Annotated in this window: 22 protein-coding genes, 3 pseudogenes and 1 riboswitch; of the genes and pseudogenes, 10 read left to right on the forward strand and 15 right to left on the reverse strand. The window is 59.3% G+C overall.

What is annotated here, in order from left to right; all coding sequences use genetic code 11:
• Positions 1-11 precede the first annotated feature (11 nt).
• Positions 12-1,346 (forward strand): oxygen-independent coproporphyrinogen III oxidase, encoded by a 1,335-nt coding sequence (hemN, locus tag DH08_RS06335; RefSeq protein ID WP_192178470.1) that lies wholly within the window; start codon positions 12-14, stop codon positions 1,344-1,346.
• Positions 1,347-1,891: 545 nt separating this feature from the next.
• On the opposite strand, the pseudogene glyA reads toward hemN, so the two are convergent.
• The 9 genes and pseudogenes from glyA to DH08_RS06380 all read right to left on the reverse strand — a co-directional run.
• A pseudogene (gene glyA, locus DH08_RS06340) lies at positions 1,892-2,345 on the reverse strand (serine hydroxymethyltransferase); the annotation flags it as partial.
• 30 nt (positions 2,346-2,375) lie between these two features.
• Positions 2,376-3,161 (reverse strand): hydroxymethylpyrimidine/phosphomethylpyrimidine kinase, encoded by a 786-nt coding sequence (locus tag DH08_RS06345; RefSeq protein WP_192178409.1) that lies wholly within the window; start codon positions 3,159-3,161, stop codon positions 2,376-2,378.
• Entirely contained in the window at positions 3,152-3,757 is a 606-nt protein-coding gene (locus DH08_RS06350) for a thiamine phosphate synthase (RefSeq protein ID WP_192178410.1), read from the reverse strand. The genes DH08_RS06345 and DH08_RS06350 overlap by 10 nt, the downstream gene beginning before the upstream one ends.
• A complete protein-coding gene (locus tag DH08_RS06355) occupies positions 3,754-4,527 on the reverse strand; it encodes a thiazole synthase (protein WP_192178411.1) in 774 nt (257 codons plus the stop codon). The genes DH08_RS06350 and DH08_RS06355 overlap by 4 nt, the downstream gene beginning before the upstream one ends.
• A gap of 3 nt (positions 4,528-4,530) precedes the next feature.
• Positions 4,531-4,728, reverse strand: coding sequence for a sulfur carrier protein ThiS (thiS, locus tag DH08_RS06360; RefSeq protein WP_192178412.1), 198 nt, complete (start codon positions 4,726-4,728; stop codon positions 4,531-4,533).
• Positions 4,697-5,699, reverse strand: a pseudogene (thiO, locus tag DH08_RS06365) (glycine oxidase ThiO). The gene thiS and the pseudogene thiO overlap by 32 nt, the downstream one beginning before the upstream one ends.
• Complete coding sequence (thiC, locus tag DH08_RS06370) at positions 5,696-7,531, reverse strand: phosphomethylpyrimidine synthase ThiC (protein ID WP_192178414.1); 1,836 nt, start codon at positions 7,529-7,531, stop codon at positions 5,696-5,698. Before thiC ends, thiO begins: the two are co-directional and overlap by 4 nt.
• A gap of 103 nt (positions 7,532-7,634) precedes the next feature.
• Positions 7,635-7,751: riboswitch (TPP riboswitch) on the reverse strand.
• A gap of 181 nt (positions 7,752-7,932) precedes the next feature.
• Positions 7,933-9,477 carry a Fic family protein gene (locus DH08_RS06375; RefSeq protein ID WP_192178472.1) on the reverse strand — a complete coding sequence of 515 codons (1,545 nt, stop codon included), beginning with the start codon at positions 9,475-9,477 and terminating at the stop codon, positions 7,933-7,935.
• Between the two features lie 512 nt (positions 9,478-9,989).
• Positions 9,990-11,987 carry a phospholipase D-like domain-containing protein gene (locus DH08_RS06380; protein WP_192178415.1) on the reverse strand — a complete coding sequence of 666 codons (1,998 nt, stop codon included), beginning with the start codon at positions 11,985-11,987 and terminating at the stop codon, positions 9,990-9,992.
• A 284-nt stretch (positions 11,988-12,271) separates the two neighbouring features.
• Here DH08_RS06380 and DH08_RS06385 point away from each other — a divergent pair, with 284 nt between their 5' ends.
• The 3 genes from DH08_RS06385 to DH08_RS06395 all read left to right on the forward strand — a co-directional run bounded on the left by DH08_RS06385 (position 12,272) and on the right by DH08_RS06395 (position 13,936).
• Complete coding sequence (locus tag DH08_RS06385) at positions 12,272-12,931, forward strand: hypothetical protein (protein ID WP_192178416.1); 660 nt, start codon at positions 12,272-12,274, stop codon at positions 12,929-12,931.
• The gene (locus DH08_RS06390) at positions 12,879-13,304 is read left to right on the forward strand and encodes a hypothetical protein (RefSeq protein WP_192178417.1); all 426 of its coding nucleotides are present in this window, start codon (positions 12,879-12,881) and stop codon (positions 13,302-13,304) included. Before DH08_RS06385 ends, DH08_RS06390 begins: the two co-directional genes overlap by 53 nt.
• A gap of 410 nt (positions 13,305-13,714) precedes the next feature.
• Positions 13,715-13,936 carry a hypothetical protein gene (locus DH08_RS06395; protein WP_192178418.1) on the forward strand — a complete coding sequence of 74 codons (222 nt, stop codon included), beginning with the start codon at positions 13,715-13,717 and terminating at the stop codon, positions 13,934-13,936.
• 117 nt (positions 13,937-14,053) lie between these two features.
• Here DH08_RS06395 and DH08_RS06400 read toward each other — a convergent pair whose 3' ends face one another.
• The gene (locus tag DH08_RS06400; protein WP_192178419.1) at positions 14,054-14,251 is read right to left on the reverse strand and encodes a hypothetical protein; all 198 of its coding nucleotides are present in this window, start codon (positions 14,249-14,251) and stop codon (positions 14,054-14,056) included.
• 394 nt (positions 14,252-14,645) lie between these two features.
• Here DH08_RS06400 and DH08_RS06405 point away from each other — a divergent pair, with 394 nt between their 5' ends.
• Both DH08_RS06405 and DH08_RS06410 read left to right on the forward strand, forming a co-directional pair.
• Positions 14,646-14,855 (forward strand): hypothetical protein, encoded by a 210-nt coding sequence (locus DH08_RS06405; protein WP_192178420.1) that lies wholly within the window; start codon positions 14,646-14,648, stop codon positions 14,853-14,855.
• 9 nt (positions 14,856-14,864) lie between these two features.
• On the forward strand, positions 14,865-15,218 hold the full coding sequence (locus DH08_RS06410; RefSeq protein ID WP_192178422.1) for a DUF2958 domain-containing protein: 354 nt from the start codon (positions 14,865-14,867) through the stop codon (positions 15,216-15,218).
• 88 nt (positions 15,219-15,306) lie between these two features.
• Here the strand turns inward: DH08_RS06410 and DH08_RS06415 are convergent, their stop codons facing one another.
• Together DH08_RS06415 and DH08_RS06420 are read right to left on the reverse strand one after the other, a co-directional pair.
• The gene (locus DH08_RS06415; RefSeq protein WP_192178424.1) at positions 15,307-15,561 is read right to left on the reverse strand and encodes a hypothetical protein; all 255 of its coding nucleotides are present in this window, start codon (positions 15,559-15,561) and stop codon (positions 15,307-15,309) included.
• A gap of 34 nt (positions 15,562-15,595) precedes the next feature.
• Complete coding sequence (locus DH08_RS06420) at positions 15,596-16,036, reverse strand: Ros/MucR family transcriptional regulator (protein WP_192178428.1); 441 nt, start codon at positions 16,034-16,036, stop codon at positions 15,596-15,598.
• A gap of 889 nt (positions 16,037-16,925) precedes the next feature.
• Between DH08_RS06420 and DH08_RS06425 the strand changes: the two genes are divergently transcribed.
• Together DH08_RS06425 and DH08_RS06430 are read left to right on the forward strand one after the other, a co-directional pair.
• A complete protein-coding gene (locus tag DH08_RS06425) occupies positions 16,926-17,966 on the forward strand; it encodes an L-histidine N(alpha)-methyltransferase (protein ID WP_192178430.1) in 1,041 nt (346 codons plus the stop codon).
• A gap of 123 nt (positions 17,967-18,089) precedes the next feature.
• Positions 18,090-18,875, forward strand: coding sequence for an aspartate/glutamate racemase family protein (locus DH08_RS06430; protein ID WP_192178432.1), 786 nt, complete (start codon positions 18,090-18,092; stop codon positions 18,873-18,875).
• Between the two features lie 85 nt (positions 18,876-18,960).
• Here the strand turns inward: DH08_RS06430 and DH08_RS06435 are convergent, their stop codons facing one another.
• Positions 18,961-20,190, reverse strand: a complete 1,230-nt coding sequence (locus tag DH08_RS06435) for an ATP-grasp domain-containing protein (RefSeq protein WP_192178434.1) — start codon at positions 20,188-20,190, stop codon at positions 18,961-18,963.
• 729 nt (positions 20,191-20,919) lie between these two features.
• Between DH08_RS06435 and DH08_RS06440 the strand changes: the two genes are divergently transcribed.
• Positions 20,920-22,137 (forward strand): arginine deiminase, encoded by a 1,218-nt coding sequence (locus DH08_RS06440; RefSeq protein ID WP_192178436.1) that lies wholly within the window; start codon positions 20,920-20,922, stop codon positions 22,135-22,137.
• A gap of 149 nt (positions 22,138-22,286) precedes the next feature.
• On the forward strand, positions 22,287-23,228 hold the full coding sequence (ctlX, locus tag DH08_RS06445) for a citrulline utilization hydrolase CtlX (RefSeq protein ID WP_192178438.1): 942 nt from the start codon (positions 22,287-22,289) through the stop codon (positions 23,226-23,228).
• A 62-nt stretch (positions 23,229-23,290) separates the two neighbouring features.
• Here the strand turns inward: ctlX and DH08_RS37090 are convergent.
• Positions 23,291-23,582: pseudogene (locus DH08_RS37090) on the reverse strand (aldehyde dehydrogenase family protein); the annotation flags it as partial.
• Between the two features lie 146 nt (positions 23,583-23,728).
• Entirely contained in the window at positions 23,729-24,220 is a 492-nt protein-coding gene (locus DH08_RS06455) for an Lrp/AsnC family transcriptional regulator (RefSeq protein WP_192178440.1), read from the reverse strand.
• Between the last annotated feature and the right edge of the window lie 175 nt (positions 24,221-24,395).

Genomic DNA, 24,395 nt, shown 5'->3' on the forward strand with positions numbered 1-24,395 from the left:
GAAGGAAACTGTTGCAGACCTCAATCCTGACAAAATATCGCGAGGCTCGCCTGCCTTGGTACACCATCTATCCGACTGTGCCGGAGTTCTCCACAGTGGTCGGTGCCCAGACTTATGAGAAATGGCTCGGGGACCTACCGGCTGACGAACCAGTGTCACTCTATCTCCACGTTCCGTTCTGCCGGTCGATGTGCTGGTATTGTGGCTTCCCTACCACCATCACCCGCCGGGATGCGCCGATTCTCAATTATCTGGCGATGCTGCGTGACGAGATCCGTTTGGTCTCGGAGCAAACGCCGCGGGCACTGCCCGTGAGCGACGTGCATTTCGGCGGCGGAACGCCGACCCTCATCGGGCCAGCTGAGTTTCTCGCTCTCATGGAGTTCCTGCGCCGCCGCTTCGCGTTCAGGAAAACGGCTACTGTTGCCGTGGAGATCGATCCACGCACGTTCACGGCCGAGATGGCCGAAGCCTTAGGAGCAGCCGACGTAAACCGCGCGAGCCTCGGCGTGCAGAGCTTCGATCCCATTGTTCAAAAGGCGATCAACCGGGTCCAGAGTGAGGCGCAAACGGCGGCTGCCGTCGAAGAGCTGCGCCGGCATGGGGTAGGCCGCATCAATTTCGACCTCATCTTCGGTCTCCCGCATCAGACGGTGCAGTCCTGCGTCCAAACCGCTAGGTCGGCGGTCGCCATGCGCCCCAACCGGCTTGCGGTGTTCGGCTACGCGCACATTCCGTCCGTAATAAAGAATCAGCGCCAGATCGAGGAGACAGCACTGCCGGACAGCGCTGCCCGCGCCGAACAGGCTGCGGCCGTGGCCGAGACGCTGGTTGCCGCCGGCTACCGAGAGATCGGGCTCGACCATTTCGCCTTGCCGGAGGACGAGCTCGCGCTGGCACAGAAAACCGGTCGCCTGCGGCGCAACTCGCTTGGTTACTCAGCCGACACCTGCAAAACCCTGATCGGTTTCGGCGCGTCGGCTATCGGCCGTATCGGCGAGGGTTACGTCCAAAACGAGGTTACACGCGATTCCTACACCCGGCACATCGCAGCTGGCCGTCTGGCGACGTCGAAGGGCTACCGTCTCGCTGACGAAGACCGCGTGCGAGCCGCAATCATCGAGCGGCTAATGTGCGATCTCGAGGCCGATGTGCCTGCAATCTGTTCCGCCCACGGATTTGATCCGATCCGTTTTCTCGATTCAGCTGAAGGCTTGGCGATGCTGGCCGAGGACGGGATAGTGGACATCGAAAAGGGTTTCATTCGCGTGCGGCAGGAGCATCGCTTTGTGATTCGCGCTGTTGCTGCCGCATTCGATGCTTTTCTAGACCGGGTCGTCCCGTAAGCACGGCGAATCGGCGTGAGCGAAGGCCAAGTCGACGCCGAAGCGGAATTCGACGCCCCATGGCCGAAAGCCTGTCACGAAATGCCGCCATTACCGGGCGCTGGTCGAGATTGACCTCGCCGCGGAAGAGCAAACCGCGGCGGAAGCGGCGGGCGAGGTCGGGCTCAAGGAGCGTAATTTCCTCTCCATCGTCGATACGCCCCGAGAGGCGGCTGGCGAACCGGTCAAGATCACCCAGCGCGGCGCGGCCACGTCCGGTTCGCGTTACGTGGCCGGGCGTTGCCGCATCACACCAGTCGGCGGGGTCACGTTCGAGATCCAGCACCGGCTGCTCGGCGCTTTCACGCGCGCACCACGGCGTCAACATGCGCCGGCGACCCATTGCACCAAGTCAAGGCCTCCGCAACGGTCACTGCCGCGCCGCGTATGGCGAGCTCGAAGGCGGCGGTGAGGCGGGCGACGCCGGCGCCTTAGACCAGGACATTCATGATCGCTCACGCGCCTCGGTCGGGATCGGTGCGCCAGGCTCGTCCGCCGGGACGCAGAGATCTGTCGTGCAGGCCATAGGGGACGCGCTTATAATCAGTGCCGGAGAAGTTGACGGCCCAACCATGAGTGAGATGGCCGCCACCGGGGAGGGGCAACCCCATCACTTTATCGCCCCGGCTCAAAAGCGCGCGATAGACAGCCTGATTGGCCGGCGAGCCGGAATAAGGCTGGACGTTGGCGTGTTCGCTGCCAAATAGCGTCTTCAAGCGCTCAATGGCGAGGTTCTCAAGCTGATCGACGATACCCTCGGCGTACTTGTTCGGGAAAATCGAACCGGTCGCTTCCAGCACGGCCGAAGAGGCGAAGTTTTCGGAAGCGATCAGTTTGAGCGTCGTCCGCTCGTGCCGCTCCTGCCTTAGAAGCAGTTCGTGAACGCGGCAATCGACTGAGGCCAAGGGAGACGTCCTTAGGTGTCGGCTGCGCGATCGCACCGTCGGCGGAGTTGTCCATGACAGTTCGCTCCCATTGGATTGATCTATTTCACGACAAGCACGCGGGCCCTTTCACCGCGGGTCGTGTATTTTGCAGCTTCTCGAAAACAAACCGCTTGCCTTTGCGCACGCTGTCTTCGAGTGGGCTCGCCTTCGCCAGATGCGCCGCAATCGCGCTGGCTAGCATGCAACCCGTCCCGCGCATCGATGTGGCAAGGCGCGGCATGTCGAAGCGGACCGGTGCTTGATCGAAGCGCAACAGAATATCGGTTGATCGAGATCCCGATGCGTGGCCGCCCTTGATCAGCAGGGCCTGCGCTTCGGCGGCCAGCAATCCTTGGCCTTGCCATACTGCGCCGTCCTCATCCACCGCCAGTTCCGCGCCAACAAGGAGCGCCAGTTCGATGAGATTGGGTGTGACGAGACGGCAAAGCGGCATCAGATTGCGCTTCATGACGGCGATGGCGCCTGCTTCCAGCAGAGCCCGGCCTGAAGTGGAGGCCAGTACGGGGTCGAGCACTGCTGGCACGTGCGGATTTTCGCGCAGCACGTCGGCAACGGCAACGACGATCTCTGCCGTGGCGAGCATACCGATCTTGATGGCCGCCACCTGGTTGGCCTGCAGCGCAGCGCGCATCTGATCGGCCACCAGGCCGGGTTGCAGATGACGGATGTCCCTGACGGCTTCGTGCGTCTGCACCGTCACCGCTGTAACAGCAAGGCAGGTGCGCACGCCAAGGGACGAGATCGTCTCGATGTCGCAGGCAATTCCGGCGCCGCCGCTGGAGTCGGATCCACCAACGACAAGCACATGCGGTTCTCGCCTCAGCGCCATCGCTCCGTCTTTCCGATCCATTCCCGCGTGCGCGCTTCTGGATCGGCATTCAACGTGATGTCGGTGACTACTGCGGCGCTGTCCGCGCCAGCCGCGAAGACACCGTCGAGCCGGTCGGGGTTGAGGCCGCCGATCGCGACCAACGGGATCGGCGCTACCCGGCGCTCCCACTCGCTGATCCGTTCGACCCCTTGCGGCGCCCATTTCATCTTCTTCAGGATGGTCGGGTAGATGGGGCCGAGCGCGATGTAATCTGGCTCGGCGGCCATGGCCGTTTGCAGTTCAAGATGATCGTGTGTGCTGAGTCCAAGCTTCAAGCCGGCTGTCCGTATCCGCGCGAGGTCGGCGTTCTGCAAATCCTCCTGGCCAAGGTGGACGAAGTCGCAGCCTTCCTCGATTGCCAGGCGCCAATGGTCGTTGACGATGAGCTGGCATTGATGCTCGGCGCACAAGGCCTTCGCCTTTCGGATTTCGGCGCGCAGCCCGGAGTCTTCCATAGTCTTGATGCGAAGCTGAATCAGCTTGACGCCGAGAGGCACCAGCCGCTCGATCCAGTCGGCGCTGTCGACGATCAGGTAGAAGGGATCGAGCTTCATGAGAAAACCGCCCCGCCGAATGTCGGCGTCGATGGCACAGCGACGTCGCGCGGTTCGAGCATTCCCGAGCAAAAAGCCTCACGACCGGCTTCGACCGCTTTGCCGAAAGCACGCGCCATGCCGACGGGATCGGCCGCCCTAGCGACCGCTGTGTTCAGGAGCACGGCGTCAAAGCCGAGCTCGATGACGGTTGCCGCATGCGACGGCCGTCCGAGGCCCGCATCGACAATCAGCGGAACGTCGGGGAAAAATGCGCGCATCGAGCGTAGCGCCGTCATGTTGACCGGTCCCAGGGCGGAACCGATCGGTGCGCACCACGGCATCAGGACCTTGCAGCCCGCTTCCAGCAGCCGCTCGGCGACAACGAGATCGTCGGTGGTATAGGGGAATACCGAAAAGCCGTCCTCGCACAGGATACGGGAGGCTTCGACCAGGCCAAACACATCCGGCTGCAACGTGTCGTGGTTGCCGATCACTTCGAGTTTTATCCAGCTTGTGCCGAACACTTCGCGGGCCATTTGCGCGGTGGTGACCGCTTCCTTGACGGAGTGGCAGCCGGCAGTGTTGGGCAGGATTCTTACGCCCAGCGAGCGGATCAGCGACCAGAACTTTTCGCCGGCCTTGCCGCCTGCCATTTCACGGCGCAAGGAAACGGTCACCACCGCCGTGCCCGACGCGTGAACCGCATCGGCAAGGATGGCAGGCGAAGGATATTGAGCGGTGCCGAGAAGCAGGCGGGAAGGAAGCGTCGTTCCAAGGAGATCGAACACGCTCTAACCTCCTTGCATGGGCGAGAGGATTTCAATCCGGTCGCCGTCGCTCAGCTGGAATTCCGCCCGCTTGGATTTGTGCACGAGGTCGCTGTTGACGGCCGTTGCCAGCCAGTCGCCTTCGTAGTCGAGCGCGGCAAGCAGCTCGTCAAGCGTGGTGGCGGCAATCTCATGCGCTTCGCCGTTGACGGTCAGTTTCATGAGCAAGTTTCCTTGGATCTGTCTTGATTGAAAATCAGGTCGGCCGCCTGGCGCGCCATGGCGGGGGCGAGTAGAAAACCATGGCGATAGAGCCCGTTGATCGCGACGGTGTCTCTGCTCGTTTCGACGCGCGGCAGGTTGTCGGGAAAGGCCGGACGAACTCCAACACCGGTTTCAACGATCTCGGCCTCGCCAAAGGTCGGATGGAGGGCATAGGCGGCACCCAGAAGCTCCATCATCGAGCGCGCCGTGACCGGTCCGGCGGACTGGCTCTCAATCATCGTCGCGCCGATCATGAAACGGTGGTTGGTGCGCGGCGCCATGTAGATCGGAAAGCGCGGATGAAGCAGTCGGACCGGGCGCGACAGCGAGACATCAGGCGTGCGCAGGATCAGCATCTCGCCACGAACGCCACGCAGCCCGTCGTCTTCTGCCGCCATACCCGTGCAGTCGATCTGACGATCGAAGCCGGAAATGTGCCGGGCATCGGCGCCGAAGTGGAATTCGACACCCATGGCCACGAGCCTGTCATGAAGTGCCGCCATCGCCTCGCGCGGGTCGAGATGGGCCTCGCCAGGAAACAGCAGTCCGCGCCGGAAGCGGCCGGCGAGGTCGGGTTCCAGGAGCGCAATTTCGTCTTCATCGACACGCCGATGGCCCGACGTACGGCTGGCAAACCGGTCGAGCTCGCCCGCATCGCGCGGCGCAGCCACGACCAGTGTTCCGGCCCGCGTCACCTGGCCGGGTGTTACCGTGTCCCACCAGTCGGCGGCGTCGCGTCCGAGATCCACCACCGGCTGCTCGGCGCTTTCGCGCTCGCACCATGGCGCCAGCATGCCGCCGGCGAACCATGACGCATTGCCGCCGAGGCTAGGCCTTGCCTCGGCAACGGTCACCGCCGCGCCGCGCGTGGCGAGTTCGAAGGCAGCGGTGAGGCCGGCGACGCCGGCCCCTTTGACCAGAACCTTCATGATGGTTCATGCGCCTCTGGCATGAGCGGTGCGCCGCTCTCTTCCGCTGGCACGTAGAGATCGCCGCCCTCGCGGTATTTTGCCGCCATTGCCGCCATGCCGTCTTTCTGTGCCTCGGCGCGGATGTCGTGGGATATTCGCATTGAGCAGAATTTCGGCCCGCACATCGAGCAGAAATGCGCCAGCTTGTGCGCCTCCTTGGGCAGGGTCTTATCGTGGAAGGATCGCGCCGTTTCCGGGTCGAGCGACAGGTTGAACTGGTCCTCCCAGCGAAACTCGAAGCGTGCGCGGGAAAGGGCATCATCCCTGAGTTTCGCCGCCGGATGCCCCTTCGCCAGATCGGCGGCATGGGCGGCGATCTTGTAGGTGATCACGCCGATCTTGACGTCGTTGCGATCGGGAAGGCCGAGATGTTCCTTCGGCGTGACGTAGCAGAGCATGGCGGTGCCGAACCAGCCGATCATCGCGGCGCCGATGCCGGAGGTGATGTGGTCGTAGCCCGGCGCGATGTCGGTCGTCAGCGGTCCAAGCGTATAGAACGGTGCCTCGCTGCAGACGGCGAGTTGCTTGTCCATGTTCTCCTTGATCTTGTGCATCGGCACGTGGCCGGGCCCCTCGATCATCACCTGGCAATCCCTGGCCCAGGCAATCTGCGTCAGTTCGCCGAGCGTTTCCAACTCGGCGAATTGCGCCGCGTCGTTGGCATCGGCGATCGAGCCGGGACGAAGGCCGTCGCCGAGCGAAAAGGACACATCATAGGCGCGGCAGATGTCGCAGATCTCCGCGAAATGCTCGTAGAGGAAGCTCTCCCGGTGATGATGCAGGCACCATTTGGCCATGATCGAGCCGCCGCGAGAAACGATACCCGTGACCCGGTCAACGGTCAGCGGGATGTAGTGCAGCCGCACGCCGGCATGGATGGTGAAATAGTCGACGCCCTGTTCGGCCTGTTCGATCAGCGTGTCGCGGTAGACCTCCCAGGTCAGGTCCTCGGCGATGCCGCCGACCTTCTCGAGCGCCTGGTAAAGCGGCACCGTGCCGATCGGCACTGGCGCATTGCGCACGATCCATTCGCGGATGTTGTGGATGTTGCGTCCCGTCGACAGATCCATCACCGTGTCGGCGCCCCAGCGGATCGCCCACACCATCTTTTCGACCTCTTCGGCCATCGAGGAGGTGACGGCCGAATTGCCGATATTGGCGTTGATCTTCACCAGGAAATTGCGGCCGATGATCATCGGCTCGCTCTCGGGATGATTGATGTTGGCAGGAATGATCGCCCGCCCGCGTGCCACCTCGTCGCGCACGAATTCGGGTGTGACGAAATCGGGGATCGCCGCGCCGAAGGCTTCGCCATCGCGCTCGAGCTTGCCATGCAGAATCGCGCGTCCAAGGTTCTCGCGGATGGCGACGAACTCCATTTCGGGCGTGATGATGCCGGCGCGCGCATAGGCAAGCTGGGTCACCGCGTTGCCGGCCTTGGCTCTGAGCGGGCGGTTGCGAACGGGAAACTCCGGCGTCAGGCGCTCGCCCGCCGCGAATCCGTTGTCTTCCGGCCGGACATGGCGGCCGTCATAGGCTTCGACGTCGCCGCGCGCCGTAATCCATTCGTGCCGACGCCGTGCGAGACCCTTTTCGATGCTGGTTTCGACAGTCGGGTCTGTATAGGGCCCCGACGGATCGTAGACGGTGACGGGCGGTTCGCCAGCCGTCGGATGGACGGCGATTTCGCGCATTGGCACCTTGATGTGCGGGTGGAGGACGCCGGACTTGTGGATTTTCCGTGAGGCGGGCAGCGGTCCCATCGACACGGCGGGGGTGAGGGCATTCATCTTGAGGCTCCTTTGCTCATGCATTGGAGACCCAGTTCTGTGCCGGAAGGATGAAAAGACGCTTTGGCCGCCCTGCTTTAACAGGACCTCGGGCATAAACTCCCGCAAAGCGCTTGCACCGTCCCTACGCCAGTATGAACTGGATCAGGTTCAACGGGTCACTGCACCGCGAAAGCCAGCAGTATCTCAGCCCCTTGCCGGGACTCCCCTGGTGAATGCGTCAAATTGAACGGGCTGGCACCATGTTGTCAAGCGCGTTCGGCCGCGGCGACGATCTGCGGCCCGTCAGACACGGGAGGAAAGCTCGTGCATGTGTCGGGCGCACGCCCAGGAGACCAGGCAGGGATAAGAGGATCGCCAAACCGTCGGACTAAAGATTGATCCTTATGATGATCACGCCTTCAATCGGCACCAAAGGTTTGCGCGTAGATGGCCTCGATCCGCCCTGCCTCGTCATTGGTCAGCGCGGCCAATTCCTTTTCGCGGGCGCGGTTCGAAAGGTGGCCACCATTCTGGTGAAGGAAACGGAAGAGCAGATCGGTCAGCCGCTCGGGCATGTCGATAAAGGCATCCACCTGTTGCCGGAATTGATCGTAACGCTGCAGAAAAGCGGTTTCGTCGGGAAGGTCCCGTTCGATCGTCCGCTGAACGCAGGCATAGAGGAATTCGGCGTGCGGGGTTGCATCGAAGAATCGGTAGAAATCCCCGGTGTCATTCAGCACCCGGACGTCGAATAGTGGCGTCGGTTCCCATTCGACCAATGGCAGAAGGCGCTGCGAATAGCTCTGGAGCACGCGCCTGTACTCGTCGATCTGGTCTAGGATCGCGGCCGAGACGGGAAACACCACTCCCGGCGGATTGAAGCCGTGCATGGCAAGGACATGGTGGATTAGGTAGCGGTGAATGCGGCCGTTTCCGTCCTCGAACGGGTGGATGTAGACAAAGCCGAAGGCGAGGATCGCGGTGGCGATGACTGCATCAAGGTTTTGCGCGGGGCCGTGATCGAAGGCCACCATCCCATCGATGAGCCGCGGCAGGTCCTCAGGCCGAGCGCTGATGTGATCGGGCAGGGGCATGCGGTTGTCTCGGTCATGCTGGCCGACGAAGCCTCCTTCCTTTCGGAAGCCAAGTCTCACGAAACGGGCATCGCCGAGTACAATTCTTTGCAGACGCAGCAGCTCATCGCGATCGATCGGTTGGCGGCCGGCTTCGCCGATGGCGCGGCCCCAGCGTTGGATTCGGTCTTGCGCCGGGCGCTCGCCCTCGATCGCGTAGCTTGATCGCGAGTCTTTGAGCAAAAGAAAGGCGGCGGTCCGAGCAAGGAGGTCGCGCGGCACGTCCGCTACGATTGCCTCCGCGCGCCGCGGCAGATCAAGGCCGATGAATTTTTCGAGAGTCTTGGTGCGAAACACCAGAGGGCAGAACTCAGGCGTGCCGGGGAGATTGTCCTTTATGCGGTAGCGCGAAGCGGTCTTCTCGGGCCCGGACCACTGCAGCTCGGGATCGACAATCAGAACGTAGCGTCCGGCATCCGCGTCGGGCAGATCGAGACGCGTGCCCGTCAGCCATTCATATAGAAACCAGATGCGGCGGGCATAACTGCCGGTCGGGCTTTCACGGACCAACGCCTCGATCTGTGCGGGACCGGTCACCTGGAACAGCCGCTTTAGGACGGCAAGGTCGAGCCCCTCGTACTTGAGCGCGAAGGTCAGGTGGCCTTCGACGGTTGGATGTGGGGCATGGCGGGGCGTCATGATCCGCCAGCCGTCCCGTTCAGTAATTCGATGATGCTCGCCAGTGGCGGACAACGTACGAGGCAAGGGCACGGCGAGCCCGTAGGCTCCTATCAGGGCGCTGTACCCGGCCGGGGTCGCGGTCTCCGGAAGGCGTATTTCCTGAAAAAGGATAACAGGACCTGAAAATTGGTGCTGCTGCGCCGCAGCCATGAAAATCGGATCCTCCAGTCGAATTTTGGTTTCAAGCCAGCCAAAACCATGAAGAATGATGCTATTGCATGAAAATTGATTCTGCAAGACGAATCTCGCCGAAAACAGATTCCCAGCAGGTTGCGAATGGCGCGTCCGGGACCCGGCCGCATGCTGTATGGCGTCGGCCTGCTAGGCGAGCCTTGCGTCCGGATCGGTGGTCGAGACATGTGTCTCGTTCGAACGCTTGTGTCCTACGCGTGGCCGCTATCCATCGCAGGCGCACCCTGGCGCCTTATGACAGCGCTTGTCCCTCGAAATACAGCTATCGCCGCACGCTTTGCCTGCAGAACAGGTCTTGCAGCAACCTTCGACGGGGACCGTGGACCACGGTATCGGCGCATCCGGTCGTTTGATGATCGACCCGAATTGCGCCGGAATCAGAACACCGGCGACCACCAAGCCGGCCACGATCCGAAACATGTTGCTGCCCCCAGGCGGAGTTTCTGTCGGCCCTGCACGCTGCCGGGCACTTATTTCGCAAAATAGGCAGAAATCCGCCGATCCGCCTTGGTCTGCCAATTGTCGTCAATGCTAAGGAAGCCATCGGTCGGGCTTGAGGATGCGGCGACGCCCGCCCGCTGCAGTTCGGCCGACTTCTCCGCCTCAGCTGCACGGAAGCGGTAATGATCGAATACGTCGAGGACATGCGTTGCATACGCTTGGGCAAGCGCGGGGTCGCGCTGCACGATTACAAGGTTTTCGTCGTTGGAATAGGACGCCTTATAACCAAGATTGTGGCTGCCAAATGCGACCACGCAATTCTGGGAGTCAAGCGGGTCTATCACCAGGATCTTGTCGTGGATAATCGCCTTGCCCGCGCTCAAAATTTCCTTGTTGACGAAATTGCCGAGTTGGCGGCCGATATCCCTGTCGGTGAGCGCGGTCGCGCGCACAACATTGACGCCGCCCTGCTGGATAATGAACGGCGAACTCGGCACCAAGGGCTTGCCATCTGGGCCGGTGCCTGAAGGCTGGTAGCCCCAAGCCAATGGATCGGAGACCGCACCGACCACCTGCAGGCTGGTATCCGCCAGGCCGAGGTCGATCGCCTGCGAGATGATCGAGTGCACCCCGCCCTTGGACGGCAAAAACACCGCGAACAAAATCATACGGTGCGCACGGCGCATCAGCGAGAAGAGACGGTCCATGTCCGGTGGAGGTGGCGGTTGACGCTTGGCGCGCGCCGAAGGGGGTTGTTCGGCGCCTGGAACGTTCGGCGAGAACCAACATTCGAACGCAGCACCGTTAGCGAGATTGCCCGTCACCGGAGTACGGTCGGCGTCCTTTACGACATCGCCCTGGTCGGCGCCGGTGTTGGCATCCCCCGTTTGCGGGGGATGCGGCAAAGGGTGATCGAACAGGCGTTGCCAGTAGTCGAGGTATGCGCGCGCTACGTTCGCGTCTTCGATGACGATGCAATTGTTGCTCTGACCGGAAATGCCACTCCACGTCCAGTTGGTCGAACCGGTAAGCACCGCTTGGGGTGTTCCTTGGTCGTCCGACCAGACGACGAATTTGTTGTGGCCGATGTGGCCGCTGCCGTTGAACAGCCGGTTCTGCATACGGAAAGTCGCTCCAGGCGCATCCGCTATCGCGCGCAACGTCGCGCGAGCTTTTTCGTTTCTCGTATCGTAGTCGGTATGAATGACCTTCTTGGTAATCTTGTCCTTGGTGTCTCGGGACCCTGCATCGGACAGGATGAGCTGCATCCGCGGTGCCGCCGCGACAAGGAGGTCGAGTAACTGCCGATCCTCAAGCTCGTAGAGGGCGGCATGAAATTGCCCGCCCGCTCGGCTCAGGAACTCGGTCATCGTTGTCGGGACGTCGCCGGCCAGGTAGCGTCGCAGTGTGTCATTTGGTTCGCGCAGACGAACTTCAAGTTCGTTACGCCCAACTTTGCCGTCATTCTCTTCGAGCATGCGGATCAGGAACTGGCTCGATAGAATGCCGTTGGTGAAAGTGGAGACGAACGGTCCCAAGCGGCGGGTGGCCTCAACGATGTTGGTGAATGCCGCAGGTGCCAGATAGCCGAGCCGGATAGGTGCGCCCTGATAATGATGCTCGACGCGCTGTTTTGTTTTTGCGTCCCAATGGCTTTCGGGGACGGGCACCACTTCTTCGAGGCCATCGCGTAAGCGACCTACCGGGCGGATACGGTATCGTAGCCGCTCATTTTCGGGCCGGAGACCCAACTTGTCACGGTGTCGCCGCAGCGTGAGGTCGCGCCAGTTAAATTTCTGAACCGGCCATACGGTGGTGTTCTGCGCCTGCCAGTCTGGATTCGACTGCCCTTCAAAGGCGACATAGGCGGCAAGCGGGCGCTCGGCGGTCACCTGACCGTTGGCATCGAGATATTCGCGAACAATGTGGAAGCCAAGGCAATCAGGGATTGGGTCGGGGTTGGTCTGCCAAGCAAGAAACGCAACTTCATTGTTGACGATTGCATTTGCTTTGACGATCTGCACCATCTCATCCTCACGTAGAAGAACAACGGCCTGATCCAGCGATCTGGCCTACCGCCAATCGTACTGCCACCCCTCCGGCTCGATTTTATGAGGCGGCTAATGTATAAAGAAGACCGAAAACCTTTCAGGTTCGGCCTTCTTCACAGGAAGCGTTGTTATTTTTCAGAATAAATCGCCAAAGTAAAGTCTAGTTGCGATAATTATTTTACACTGATACTGCTTTAGCGCTCAAGCACCTTGGGCATCGAGTTCCGGCATCTTGAACCTTAAAGCGTCGTGGAGTGCTCATGGAAGCGGACGAGCGGCTAAGCCAACTTTTGAAGCGGGCGATCGACAACCTCAGTCTCGAAGCCTCGGAACCAACGCGTCAGATGTTGGTAAAGCGGCTTGAAAAACTGGCAACCGAGCTGGCGCTTGAGTGGATCGTAGGCGAGCGTCGATTTGAGAACGTCAGCCAACAGACCGAGTACTGGCTTGCCCGCCTATACGAGGACATCTTCATTGATGAGCAGCCCGATGCCACACGCATTTACTCGCGTCTTGGCTTCGCACTGCCGCGCTCCCAATACCTCGCAAGGCTGCTGATCGCCCGCCGTTCTGCACATTGGCGGCAAGCAGCGCGCAAGGAAGTCGCTGACGCCCTTTCCCAAATCGAGAAGAAGGCCCGCGAAGCCATCGAGAAGAAGCAAGGCGCAACTCAGCGCTTTGAGCTCAGTCTTTCGAAGGGGCGTATGACGAACTATGTGTCATCTACGATATCATGGCGGGTGCTGTTGCCGGCCAATCTCGGCCGCTGCCTCCAAGGCGGATCCCGTCGTCCCCCAAGCTCGTTTGGTTCAGCCTCACGGCCGACGTCGTCGTCGCCGTTCTCGAAGCGCTTAAAGGAGATGCCCAATGACGCCTATCAATCCTCTGTCCATCGTTGGATTGCTTTTGACGCTCGCTAGCCTGTTGGGAAGTTTTTTCTATCTGCAATTGAGCCAATGGTTGAGAGACCTTTTGGCGCTTGAGCAGAAGACTACTCTTAACCAGGCTCAGGGGGACGAGGCCCAGAAAAAGGCCATCGTCGAGTGCCGCGTGGAGCAGGCACGGCTCGCAACTTGGCCCACCTATGCCGTCAACGCTGTCGTCATTGGTTTTGTGATCTTCGTTCTAGTCCTCGGCCTGATCATGATCCAGCCCGCTGCAGCGGATCCAGTATACCCGACCATCAAGCTGGCAATCTGGGTCTTCTTGGTCGTCTTCGTTGCATTGTCGCTCGGGCTCCTCTGGATGGGCAATCGTACTGCAAGATCAATCAGGACTATGCTTGACGGTTGATGTAAAGGACTTGCCGTGCGGATGCTTACAGCCGTGATTTGGGCGCCGATTGGCCGCCACGAGTGTGGAACGGGAACATGGGGGCGGAACGATGCCAAATAAGCTTGTCATGATCATTAGGCATGCTGAGAAGCCGGTTCCGGAGGGCACCGATTTTGGAGTGACAGAACAGGGCGAAAAGTGACCCCGCATCGTTGACAGTGTGTGGCTGGCAACGCGCGGGTGGGCTTTGCTCATTCTTTTCCAGGCCGCCTGCGCCTATGGAAAAACCGGCATAAATTGTTGCCTCGGGCACGATCAAAAAAGATGGTTCGGGAACCCGGAGCAAACGGCCTAGCCAAACAATCACGCCACTGGCAAGACGCCTCGGTCTTCAACCTGATGTCACTTATTCGAAGGGCCAAGAGGCGTTGGCGGCAGAAGCCATCCGCACAGCCCCAACACCTGTGTTGGTAAGCTGGCAGCACGAATCTATTCCTAGTTTGGCAGCTGCGATCGTCGGTGGCGCGGGTATCGCCCCGGAATCTTGGCCGGACGAGGATTTCGACAGCATCTGGGTGTTGCAGAACGATGGTGCAGATGTCTGGTCATTTGCACATCAGAGCCAAGCGCTTCTCGACGGTGATGGGTGATCGTTCTCACACAGATGGCGTAAAGCGCCGCGACCGCTACAGTCCTGATGTCGTCAAATGGCGGCTTGCGGCTTGCCTAATGGCCGAAATATCGAGCCCGCCGCCGAACGCCATCCTTTAGGAAGCCCTTGGCTGCTTCCGCACAATCCAGTCCAGCATGTCTGGGTCAACCTGATCGTCGCCGGTGAACTCTCGGATTATTTGGGCGGCATATTCGCACGACTGGCTTTCCGGGATTTCCCCTTCGATGATCGCACGTTGGATGGCGCTTCGGAGGATTTCGCAATCGAATGCCGACACCTTGGCGCGTGACATTGTCAGCTCCCGCACATAGGCGGAAGCACTGCCAGCTCCCAAGCGTCCGAAATGCCCTATTCGGTACGGGCGACTAGGGGATCATACGCCTTGCTGCCCATTTCGCGAGTCGAACGAACTTGGGTCCGTCAAACAGACCATCGCCCGTCACCACGGGAATGATTGTGAGGACGAACCTGGCCATCACACTCAGTGCCATGCGGTTGGCAGTTGCCTTTTCCGTTGCTGGTCCGCCCGGAGCCGATGACGTTCCCTTCTAGCCGGCGCAGCCGTCTTATCCCGTTCCTGCCCGCTCCATTCGCTGCGCTCCCGTGTTGGGGACAAGCCCGCTCTGAGCGCCGTCTCCTTTGGAACCGTCCTCCGGGACAGAAACCATCAACCAAAGGAAAAGACCATGACCAACAACCGCAACACCAAGTCCGAGGCGAAATCGCCGCTCTACCACGCCTACACCGTGCGCGACGGCAAGGAAGGCCAGAAGGGCTTCTGGATCCGTATCGGCTCCTTCTTCGCCCACGATGACGGCGAGGGCGGAACGCTCCTCCTTGACGCGCTGCCCATCGATGGGCGGGTCGTCCTCCGCACGCCTAAGGCTGACGAATAGGAGGCCGCCATGCAGATCTTGACACAAGACCTGCGGGAGAAGCTGCTGGCGAATGGTCAGCAGCAACCTCTCCGGGGCACCGAACGCGAAATCGACTTCGTCCCCGTGGTCAAACTGTTCACGCCGGATGCTGTCGCCACCTGGCTCCTGACCGAAATCGATCCGGATGACCCGGATATCGCCTTTGGTCTCTGCGACCTCGGGTTTGGTTGTCCGGAGATCGGCAATGTGAGCCTCTCCGAGCTGTCCTCGCTCCGCGGGCAGCTCGGCCTGCCGGTCGAGCGGGACCCGTACTTCAAGCCGGACAAGCCGCTGTCGACCTATGCCAGCGAGGCTCGACGCCTCGGCCGCATCCAGGCGTAATATCCGTCCCGGTGCTCAACGCCATCCTTGGGGATGGCGTTGAGTGTCGAGGGCAATAGTCGTTCCGCGGCTTTCTTAATGCCGCTAACTAACTTGCGAGCTGAGTGCCTGGAGATTTACCGTCATTCAGCTTCGAGAAGACTGCGAACCAAAAGCGGTAGTCGCGATCGCGACCGTCGAAGTGTGCCGTCAAGGCGCAGTCGGCCGCAGCAGAAGCCGCGCTCGGCCCATAGACTTCGAGAGCGACTTTGACCGCCTCATCCGGGTCGGCCAGATCCCAAAGCGTAACATCGTCACGATCCGATGCATCGGCGCCGACATTATCACGGTGATCTCTTGGCATGCCAAAAAGCTCCCCTGGCCTTGACGGCCACGCCTCAGGCCTTCGCCTTCCGTTTCGCCGTAGGTTTCTTGGCTGGAGCTGGCTTCCTTCCCAAGCCTAGCGATTTTGCCAAAGCCGATCGGGTCGCGGAGTAACTCGGCGCAACCATGGGATAGTCCTTCGCCAAACCCCATTTCGCCCGATACTCATCAGGCGTCAGCCCATGACTGGTCGCAAGATGACGCTTAAGCGACTTGTATTGCTTACCGTCCTCAAGGCTAATGATGTAGTCCGGAAACACCGACCTTTTGGGGTTAACTGCCGGTTTGGGGGCAGGCTCTGGGGTGGGAGACGGGGGGCTAATATTAGATAATGCCGAATTCACGCTGGCGATCAAATCCGGTAATCCAGAGACTGGCACCGCGTTTTTCTGCACATAGGCGGCAACGATATCAGCAGTAAGTTCAATCATATTATTGCTTGGTTCCCCGGGCATCGACGTGCTCCTTCAATCATCACATCCTCATATCCGTCAACGAGACGATATGCACCGAACCTATGCCACTTGGATCTTGTCTGATCAATCCGGGTATTTGACATTTTGCCGTTGCTGTTGCCACCCAAAGTCCCTTGGTCGGACCACCTAACCGCTTATGACTGAGAGCATCGCGACATCTATTTGAGACTCCTATCCGCGTGGGAACGAAGCCAGCGTAGAAGAGATGGCGCAGATATTGGGAATCGATCCGTGGGAGGAGCCAGTTCGCGCCCGCGACGCGGTTCGCAGCCATCTCGATCGAGTGGTGTGGCTCCTGACTACGGGATCCAAGGAACTTTTCTCAACCTAGCCGCAGAAGTGCCCATAGAATCGGCAAGAAGTCTTTGCCGTCGGCGGATGATGGGCCAGATGCGCATCGGCGGAGGGTCAGCAGAAAGCTCTCAAGGCAGCGAGGTTTTGCTCTCGACAAGCGACGCTGCGGGCCGAAGTCGCTCCGTCCTCATCCTGACCGCAAAAAAGTGCATCCAGCCTCTAAAAGGGAAAGCTTTCAATAATCGAGCGAAGTCCGTCCGCCCCGGAATCCCTGAGGTGAGGGCCGAATGGTCGAGCTACTCGTTCCGACCTCAGACAGTATGGAATGCGGTTGACTTCAGCAACGGACACCTACTGTCGGGTTTGTCGAGTCCGAGACATGATCGTGTTCAGCGTGGCTTCCAGTGTGCTCTCATTTAAAACTTTGAATAACAAATGGAAAATTCCTTTCTACGGAGTTGGCACGCCTTTTGATGCTCCCTTGTCGCGAAGCCGCAGGAGTTGCGGATCGAGATTCATATTGTGGGTGGCAAGGTCATCTCCGATTTGGCCTCGTCTTGATGGGAGACATATCATGGCTCGACACAATCCAAGCGAGGATACCCTATCAAGGAAGTATAACATCATCGGCGAAGACGTTCCTGAAACGGCTTTATTCGAGGGAGACGCATTGGTGTCGTCCCTTTCAGAAACTCCTCGCGTCATAAAAAGCGTGTATTACTATGATGACACCGGCTCAGAATTATTTGAGCGCCTTTGTTCTGAGAATAATTACTATTTGTTCAGAATGGAAAGGGATTTACTTACAACGAACGCAAAGGCGATTGCTGGCCAGACTGGCCCTGTTTCTCTTATTGAGTTGGGATCTGGAAACGAGGAAAAAACAACTCTTTTGGTCGAGGCTTATGTGGAGACGTATGGTCCGACGTCTTACACTGCCATCGACATCAATCACTCGATCTTAGAGAGAGCGGCTGAAAACATCCTTTCGTCAACATCGGATTTGAACTTCTTAGGGATCGTAGGGACCTACCAAACAGGGCTCGCACAGACCAAAGAGCTGTCTGGCCGAAAGCTATTAGTTTCCTTGGGCAGCGCGATCGGGAACTTGTACGATGAGGAATTGTATTCTCTCCTCCTATCGGCGCGGGCGGCCTTGTCTCCTGGCGACTATTTTCTGGTCGGGATAGATTTAGACAAAGAGACTGAGATCCTGGAAGCAGCCTACAATAATCAAATGGCTATCCTAGGCAATCTCTGCGTCCTGCAACATCTGAATTGGCGATTCAGCGGAAATTTTGATATATTTCAGTTTCGACACGTAGCGTTTCACAACAAATCGCTCCAGCGCGTCGAGGCCCACCTGGAGGCAATGCAGGCCCAATCAATCAATCTCCAAAAACTGAATTTTTCCTTTCAGCTAGAAAAAGGAGAGATGATCAGGACGGAGATCATGCGAAAAGTTGAGCTGCATGCGTTTCATGACATGTTCATTGAGTATGGCTTCCACCCGGTGCAGCATTGGACCGATTCTTACAAGCGATATGCGGTGTGCCTGTTTCAACTGTCGGGTCAGCCGACGAAGTTCGACTCAGAAGCTCCCCTGTCGGGCTAGCCATCAAGGAGGACATTGAATCGGCGGCTCGGACCTACTGTCGCTCCCCACCTGCAATGGGACGAACGGTGCGCTAGTTCGACCCAGGATGGCCAGTCCATTCTCAGCCTGGGAGTTATCATAATGTTTGGAAATCGCGACTTTGGGATCGACGTCATTCGTGCCCAACCGGGTACATATGCTTGTGGTATGGGTCTGGGGATCATGCTTCTCGATGAAGTGTACCCTGGCTTTCCCGGTGATGTGCGGAACGCAAGTGCGTATCCATTCCCGATCCAATATGACGTAGTCGAAGGTGTTGATATCGACCGACTCGTTTTTCAGACAGATAAGTCCGCTTGCCTGAAGCCCATACTGCAGGCCGCACGTCGGCTCGAACGTATGGGGTGCCGAGCCATTGCTGCTGAGTGCGGTAACTTCGCGTTTTTCCAGAAAGAAGTGGCGGCCGAAGTATCGGTGCCCGTATTTATGTCGAGCCTTTTGCAGGTGCCTCTGGCGCAGCGGCTAATCGGAAGCACGAAACGAGTTGGGATCGTTTGTGCCTTCGTTCGTCAACTGACCGAGCACCATCTCGTCAGTGTCGGAATCGATCCCGCGTCAAACCTTGCGTTCATGGGCGCATGCGAGGACTATTCGTGCTCGGAATTCGAGAATTTGTGGAGCGCAGGCCAGCGGCCGGGGATCCCGACCGCCAGTTTCGAACGCGCCGAAGCCGAGTTCGTTAGTGCGTGTAAGGACTATGTCTCCAAGAACCCCGACCTGGGCGCACTGGTTTTCAGTTGCACAGGTCTTCAGCCGTTCGCACGCTCTGTACAGCACGAAGTGAGGTTGCCTATTTTCTCCTGGAGTACCCTGCTCGACTACGCCTTTTCGGTCGTCGTTCATCGCGAGCACTACGGCCACGTTTGAACGACACCCGATTCCGCGGCTGTGCGCCTCCCGGTTGGTCAGGAGGTGGGAGCCGCGATCGTGCGGTTGCTGCAAGCAGTTGTTGTTATTCGACGAAGGTCGGGAATGGTGTGATCGACCAATCGATTAAGTCGACCGCACGCTGAAGTATCGCCTCGGTTTGAGCAAGTCCCTGTGAAGCAGCGATGACATGTGCGATCGTGTCTCGGTAATCGCCTTTCCTGACGATCGCCGTCTTGGGTTCAACATACAATTTGACCTCGGCGACACCTGATAGGGCCGCCGCCCGACTGTGGCCGTCGATCCAATCGAGGATGCCATCGCGATCAGGAACCAGGAACCGGACGGCCGCAGTCTGCGACTGCCTTTTGCGCAGATTCCATTGGTCGCCTATGACAAGCTTGATGTGCTCGGTGACGAGATCGATACCGTAAGCCAGTTGGACCAGCTGAGGATCCGGCACGCCAGCAAGACGCGGATTGACTTCAATAACGACCGGACCACGCTCCGTCCAACGGAGTTCAATGTTCGTTGGCCCCCAGCCAAGCCCGAGCGCTCGCAAACACCTCAGCGAAACATCGGCGATACGCTCATGCTCGTCGTCAGTCAGTAAGGCCGGAAAGGCGAACTCGCGATAGACAAAATGCGGCGGCGGGCCGAAGTCAGCGGCGGTGCTTCCAATGACCTCATTTCCCATTATCTGAGCGGTATATTGGGGGCCTAGTGCGAATTCTTCGACCAGCATCCTGGGCGAGGACCGCCATATGTGGTTGCCGCCCAACAGATAGGTCGTATGTTCAGCCAACTCATCGTCGTCGCGGCACAATCGAACACCAATGCTGCAAGTGCCGACGGCTGGCTTAAGAATCACCGGCAGGCCGATCTCCAGGGCAGCGCTTTCTACGTCCGTCGCATTCGCTGCCAAGCGATAAGCAGGCACAGAAACGCCAGCCTGCGCGAGGAGTTGACGTTGAGCGAACTTGTCGCAGCATTGTTCAATCGATGCGGGGTTCGGTCCCGGCAGATCGAAATACCTGCAAAGCTTCCCCACTGTCGCATACAAGGACTCCTCGGCGCTGGTAATGCCGGCAATGTCATAGGTCCTACGTAGCCGGCAACATTCGCGGATCAGCGCCCCGAGATCTTCTGTATCGACGCGGATAGCCTCAATCCCTTCCGTCGCGAGATAATCGCACTGAGTTGACTCAGCCGATACGACAATTGGATGAAGGTCAAGACGCTGGGCCGCTTGGACGTACAGCAGCCCGGTATCCATCGCATGGCCTTCAAACAGGATAAGCGCTCGTCTTGCCATTGGCTCTTGTGACCCCCAACGCTGCGTGCTGTGCGGCGGTCTGAGCGTAAACGGGCATCAGTTTTGGCCGTAACTAACCTCAGACGTCGTGGCGAACGTACCAGTGTCAGCGATTTCCGGCCGTAAAGGTTCTGTAAATAAATTTGAAGGTTTTGTCGCAACGTTAGAAGAAAGACGATTGGCCGGTGGAGGGGGACCTCTGCATCATACTCTAGCGGATGACACTTCGCGCTCTGTGCGCAAGACAGCGTGGCTTTCACAACCAAATTGGATTGTCTAAAGCCTGACAAACCTTGGCCCCTAACGGACAGGCAGAAACAGAAAATACAAGCACGCATTGAAATTACATCGCTTTTTCGCTTGGCATTGCTCTTGCTGTTTAGACGGTGACGTCTACGAGGAGGGCCGTTCGATGTCTGTACCGATGATTTGCTTGAGGGCTCCACCATCACAAGATTCTTCGAACAGTTGCAGGCGACCGCCAAATCCGGTGCAGGCGGGTCTTTATTCTGCGGCTCGTCGGCGACACCGGTCGACGTGCATTTTGCTTACGCCCCAATCTGCGATGTCCTCAATCTACGCGGCATCCTCTTGCAACTTTGCACGCGAGCGGGGAGAGCGCCTTCGTTCCGGCCGATCCCACCATGACCACCCACTTGGCGCGATTGCCTTGCAGTCAACGAGACAGGGCCTGCGCCATCGGCCCACTCTGAGGGCAACGCAACTCCCATGCTGAGCTTAGGTGTCCATTCCGAGGTCGCCCGGCTGCGAGAAGTAATGGTGCACCGGCCAGGCCTTAGCCTCCACCGCCTCACACCGCGGAACTGCAAGGGCCTTCTTTTCGACGACGTGCTTTGGGTGGAGCGCGCCGGACAGGAGCACGACATGTTCGTGGATGCCCTGCGCGATCGTGGCGTGTTGGTTCACTCCTTCGACGAACTGCTTTCTGCAACGGTGGCCTTGCCCGAAGCGCGTCGTTGGCTCCTCGACCGTCGCGTTCAACCTTCCGCTGTCGGGCAAGACATGGTCGATGAACTGCGAAACTGGCTCGGCGAAATTTCCCCTGATCAACTCGCGACCTATCTGGTCAGCGGGATTTTGGCTTCGGAACTGCCGTTCGAACCGCGCAGCCTGACGGGGCAAACGCTGGAGCCGGAGGATTTCGTCCTCCCGCCATTGCCGAACCAGGTTTTCACACGTGATAGCTCCTGTTGGATCTATGGTGGTGTCTCGGTCAACGCTATGTATTGGCCCGCAAGACAGCCAGAAGCTGCGAATGTCGAGGTGGTCTACCGGTTCCATCCGCGGTTTCGGGAGGCCAGCTTCACTTACTTGGGGCCCAATGGAGCAGACCCCGCTTCCAGTCTCGAGGGCGGTGATGCGATGCCGGTCGGCGGCGGTGTTGTGCTGATTGGAATGGGTGAACGAACCACACCCCAGGCAGTCGAGGCTCTGGCGCGACGCTTGTTCACGACGAAGGATGTGACCCACGTCATCGCAGCACTGATGCCGCGGAATCGCAGCTCTATTCATCTTGACACGATCTTCACCTTCTGCGACCGCGACCTCGTGACGATCCACCCGCAGGTCGTTGAGCTACTCAAGACGTTTTCGTTGCGACCGAACAATGATGAGGGTGTGCTCGATGTCACTAAGGAGCCTAGACCTTTTTTATCGGTAGTGGCCGAGGCGCTGGGATTGAAGGTTCTCCGTACTGTCGAGACCGGTGGTGACAGCTTCGCGGCCGAGCGGGAGCAATGGGATGCCGCTAATAATGTGATCGCCGTCGAGCCGGACGTCGTGATTGCCTACGAACGCAACGTATATACGAACACGCTGTTGAGGCGCGCCGGCGTGGAAGTGATCACCGTCGACGGTGCTGAACTCAGCCGCGGCCGTGGCGGCGGACGCTGCATGACTTGCCCGCTTGTGCGCGATCCGATCTGAACAAAGGCACTTTGACATCGACCCGCCAGGCACAGCAAGACCATCCGCGATCTCGGCGATTTCCGCCTCAACGGGATGGCTGCCGAATGAACCGCGCGGTTGCTGCGGCATACTCCAACGCACTCGCTAACCCGATCGGAGTCTTTCCCATGGCAGCACGTACAGAATGCTCGGTTCAGGCCCCTTCCGCGGTGGTTATGGTCCGTCCGCATCGCTTCACGGTCAATACCGAGACTGCGGCCGACAATCGCTTTCAAATATCGCATGTTGGTGCTGGTGATCTGTCGCCGCTCGCCTATGCGGAGATCACCCGCGCCGCTGCGCTTCTTCGAGAGCAGGGCATAGTGGTGCATTTGTTCGAGAGCGAGGACAGCGACGCTCCGGATTCGGTGTTTCCGAACAACTGGTTTTCAACCCACGCTGGCGGTTACGTGGCGATCTACCCGATGAAGGCCTTGAGCCGCCGGCGTGAGCGCCGGAGCGATATCATCGACATGCTGAAGAGCCGATACAGAGTGCAAGAGGTGATCGACTATTCTGGCCTTGAGCCGGACGGCCTCTTCTTGGAAGGTACCGGCTCGATGGTGCTCGATCATATTGATCGGGTCGCCTATGCAGTGAGATCCGAGCGCACCGACCCAATCGCACTTGAAAGGTTCTGTGCCCAGTTCAGTTTTGAGCCGATGCTGTTCTCGGCGAAGGACCCCAGGGGGTTCGACATCTATCATACAAACGTGCTGATGTGCGTCGCTACAGATTTCGCCATGATCGGGCTCGACATGATCACTGACTCGGGGAGACGGCGCGAAATCGTCCATCGATTCGAACGCGTCGGTCGCCGGGTAATCGGGCTCACCAACGCACAGATCGAGAAGTTTGCAGGCAATGCGATTGAGCTCTTGGGCGGGAACGGGCGCATCTTGGCCCTGTCGACGACCGCACTCTTGGCATTGACGACGGAACAGATCGACATCATCGGCGAGAGCGTGCGGCTGCTGCCGCTAGCAATTCCTACGGTCGAGCTAGCTGGCGGTTCCGTGCGATGCACCATCGCCGGCGTGCACCTCACGCCTCGGGCCGATGCTCAGTAGAGCAGGGGTTATACTACCAAAGCGCAATTGAAGCCGCATGCGGTGGAGGCCCGAATGCCTTTGATCAGTTCGAACCAATTTTCGCAGGATCCTTGCGCGCTCCTGCAGCAGCAGAGCCCGCCAGGCCGGAAAGGCGCGCGCGGCGGCACCGATCGCTTCTGTCGTTTGCTGCGCATCGAGCGCGGCAACGAAAGCCACAGTGGTGCCGGTGGCCGGATCGGTGACCTCGAAGCTTTCGGCAGTCTCGCTCGCCATCCAGTGGCCGTCGACAGAGGCAAGCTCGCGAAGCAATCGAGGGTCGGCGAGGCGGTCGAGCGCTTCATGGCGATGCGAGCGAGCAAAGTGCGCGGACATGGTCGAGGCCTCCCGGGGTCGGACTGATATGGGAAGACTATTCGCGTTCAGCGTTCAGCAAACAGAGAGGCTGTTTGGACGCCCGCCCGCAGAGAAAATCTATTGTGCGTGTGCGCCCCGGCCAGAAGATCTCTCTGCGCGCGCCGTTACGATTTCACCGGCCACAGGTCGGCCGCCGGCAGGACGACCTCCTCCTTCACCGTCTTAGTGACGATGTAGGTGAAGTAGCGGTCGATGCCGATATCGCGGTCAAGCAAGCCATCGACCAGCCGCTGATAGGCGTCGATGTCGCGTGCCATCACCTTCAGCACATAGTCGACGCCGCCGCCCACCGACCAGCAGGCGACGATCTCGGAAATCTCGCGGATGGCCCGATCGAAGCGGTCGAAATCGGCCTGGCGGTGGCTCGCCAGGGTCACCTCCATCAGCACGGTGGTAACAGGGGCGATCAGACGCATGGCGATCCTGGCGTGATAGCCCGAGACGATACCGGCCTTTTCCAGCTTGCGCAGCCGCATCCAGCAAGGGGTCGGCGACAGACCGACCTTGTCGGCCAGCGCCAGCTTGGTGATGCGCCCGTCGCGCTGGATGGCGTCGAGGATTTTGAGGTCTATCGCGTCGAGTTTCGCAGCAGTCATCACCGTCCACTTTTTTCTCACTACCGCGTTCGCGTAGTGAGGCCAGTCTGGGTGCCGCAAGTTTGTAGTTTGAGAGGAGCGATCAAAGTGCAGACCTATGCAGTGCTTTAGAGTCTTTCATGTTTTGACGGAAGCATATCCAGCGTTGTTGAAGTAGTTGGCACATTCGTCGGGT

This window comes from Mesorhizobium amorphae (assembly GCF_014843845.1).
GTDB classification, from domain to species: Bacteria; Pseudomonadota; Alphaproteobacteria; order Rhizobiales; family Rhizobiaceae; genus Mesorhizobium; species Mesorhizobium amorphae_A.

Excerpts from the sequence above, each read along its gene's own strand:
- DH08_RS06345 (WP_192178409.1), bottom strand. The coding sequence starts at position 3,161 with ATGGCGCTGAGGCGAGAACCGCATGTGCTTGTCGTTGGTGGATCCGAC.
- DH08_RS06350 (WP_192178410.1), bottom strand. The coding sequence starts at position 3,757 with ATGAAGCTCGATCCCTTCTACCTGATCGTCGACAGCGCCGACTGGATC.
- thiS (WP_192178412.1), bottom strand. The coding sequence starts at position 4,728 with ATGAAACTGACCGTCAACGGCGAAGCGCATGAGATTGCCGCCACCACG.
- thiC (WP_192178414.1), bottom strand. The coding sequence starts at position 7,531 with ATGAATGCCCTCACCCCCGCCGTGTCGATGGGACCGCTGCCCGCCTCA.
- DH08_RS06375 (WP_192178472.1), bottom strand. The coding sequence starts at position 9,477 with ATGGCTGCGGCGCAGCAGCACCAATTTTCAGGTCCTGTTATCCTTTTT.
- DH08_RS06380 (WP_192178415.1), bottom strand. The coding sequence starts at position 11,987 with ATGGTGCAGATCGTCAAAGCAAATGCAATCGTCAACAATGAAGTTGCG.
- DH08_RS06385 (WP_192178416.1), top strand. The coding sequence starts at position 12,272 with ATGGAAGCGGACGAGCGGCTAAGCCAACTTTTGAAGCGGGCGATCGAC.
- DH08_RS06390 (WP_192178417.1), top strand. The coding sequence starts at position 12,879 with ATGACGCCTATCAATCCTCTGTCCATCGTTGGATTGCTTTTGACGCTC.
- DH08_RS06400 (WP_192178419.1), bottom strand. The coding sequence starts at position 14,251 with ATGTCACGCGCCAAGGTGTCGGCATTCGATTGCGAAATCCTCCGAAGC.
- DH08_RS06405 (WP_192178420.1), top strand. The coding sequence starts at position 14,646 with ATGACCAACAACCGCAACACCAAGTCCGAGGCGAAATCGCCGCTCTAC.
- DH08_RS06410 (WP_192178422.1), top strand. The coding sequence starts at position 14,865 with ATGCAGATCTTGACACAAGACCTGCGGGAGAAGCTGCTGGCGAATGGT.
- DH08_RS06415 (WP_192178424.1), bottom strand. The coding sequence starts at position 15,561 with ATGCCAAGAGATCACCGTGATAATGTCGGCGCCGATGCATCGGATCGT.
- DH08_RS06420 (WP_192178428.1), bottom strand. The coding sequence starts at position 16,036 with ATGCCCGGGGAACCAAGCAATAATATGATTGAACTTACTGCTGATATC.
- DH08_RS06425 (WP_192178430.1), top strand. The coding sequence starts at position 16,926 with ATGGCTCGACACAATCCAAGCGAGGATACCCTATCAAGGAAGTATAAC.
- DH08_RS06430 (WP_192178432.1), top strand. The coding sequence starts at position 18,090 with ATGTTTGGAAATCGCGACTTTGGGATCGACGTCATTCGTGCCCAACCG.
- DH08_RS06435 (WP_192178434.1), bottom strand. The coding sequence starts at position 20,190 with ATGGCAAGACGAGCGCTTATCCTGTTTGAAGGCCATGCGATGGATACC.
- DH08_RS06440 (WP_192178436.1), top strand. The coding sequence starts at position 20,920 with ATGCTGAGCTTAGGTGTCCATTCCGAGGTCGCCCGGCTGCGAGAAGTA.
- ctlX (WP_192178438.1), top strand. The coding sequence starts at position 22,287 with ATGGCAGCACGTACAGAATGCTCGGTTCAGGCCCCTTCCGCGGTGGTT.
- DH08_RS06455 (WP_192178440.1), bottom strand. The coding sequence starts at position 24,220 with ATGACTGCTGCGAAACTCGACGCGATAGACCTCAAAATCCTCGACGCC.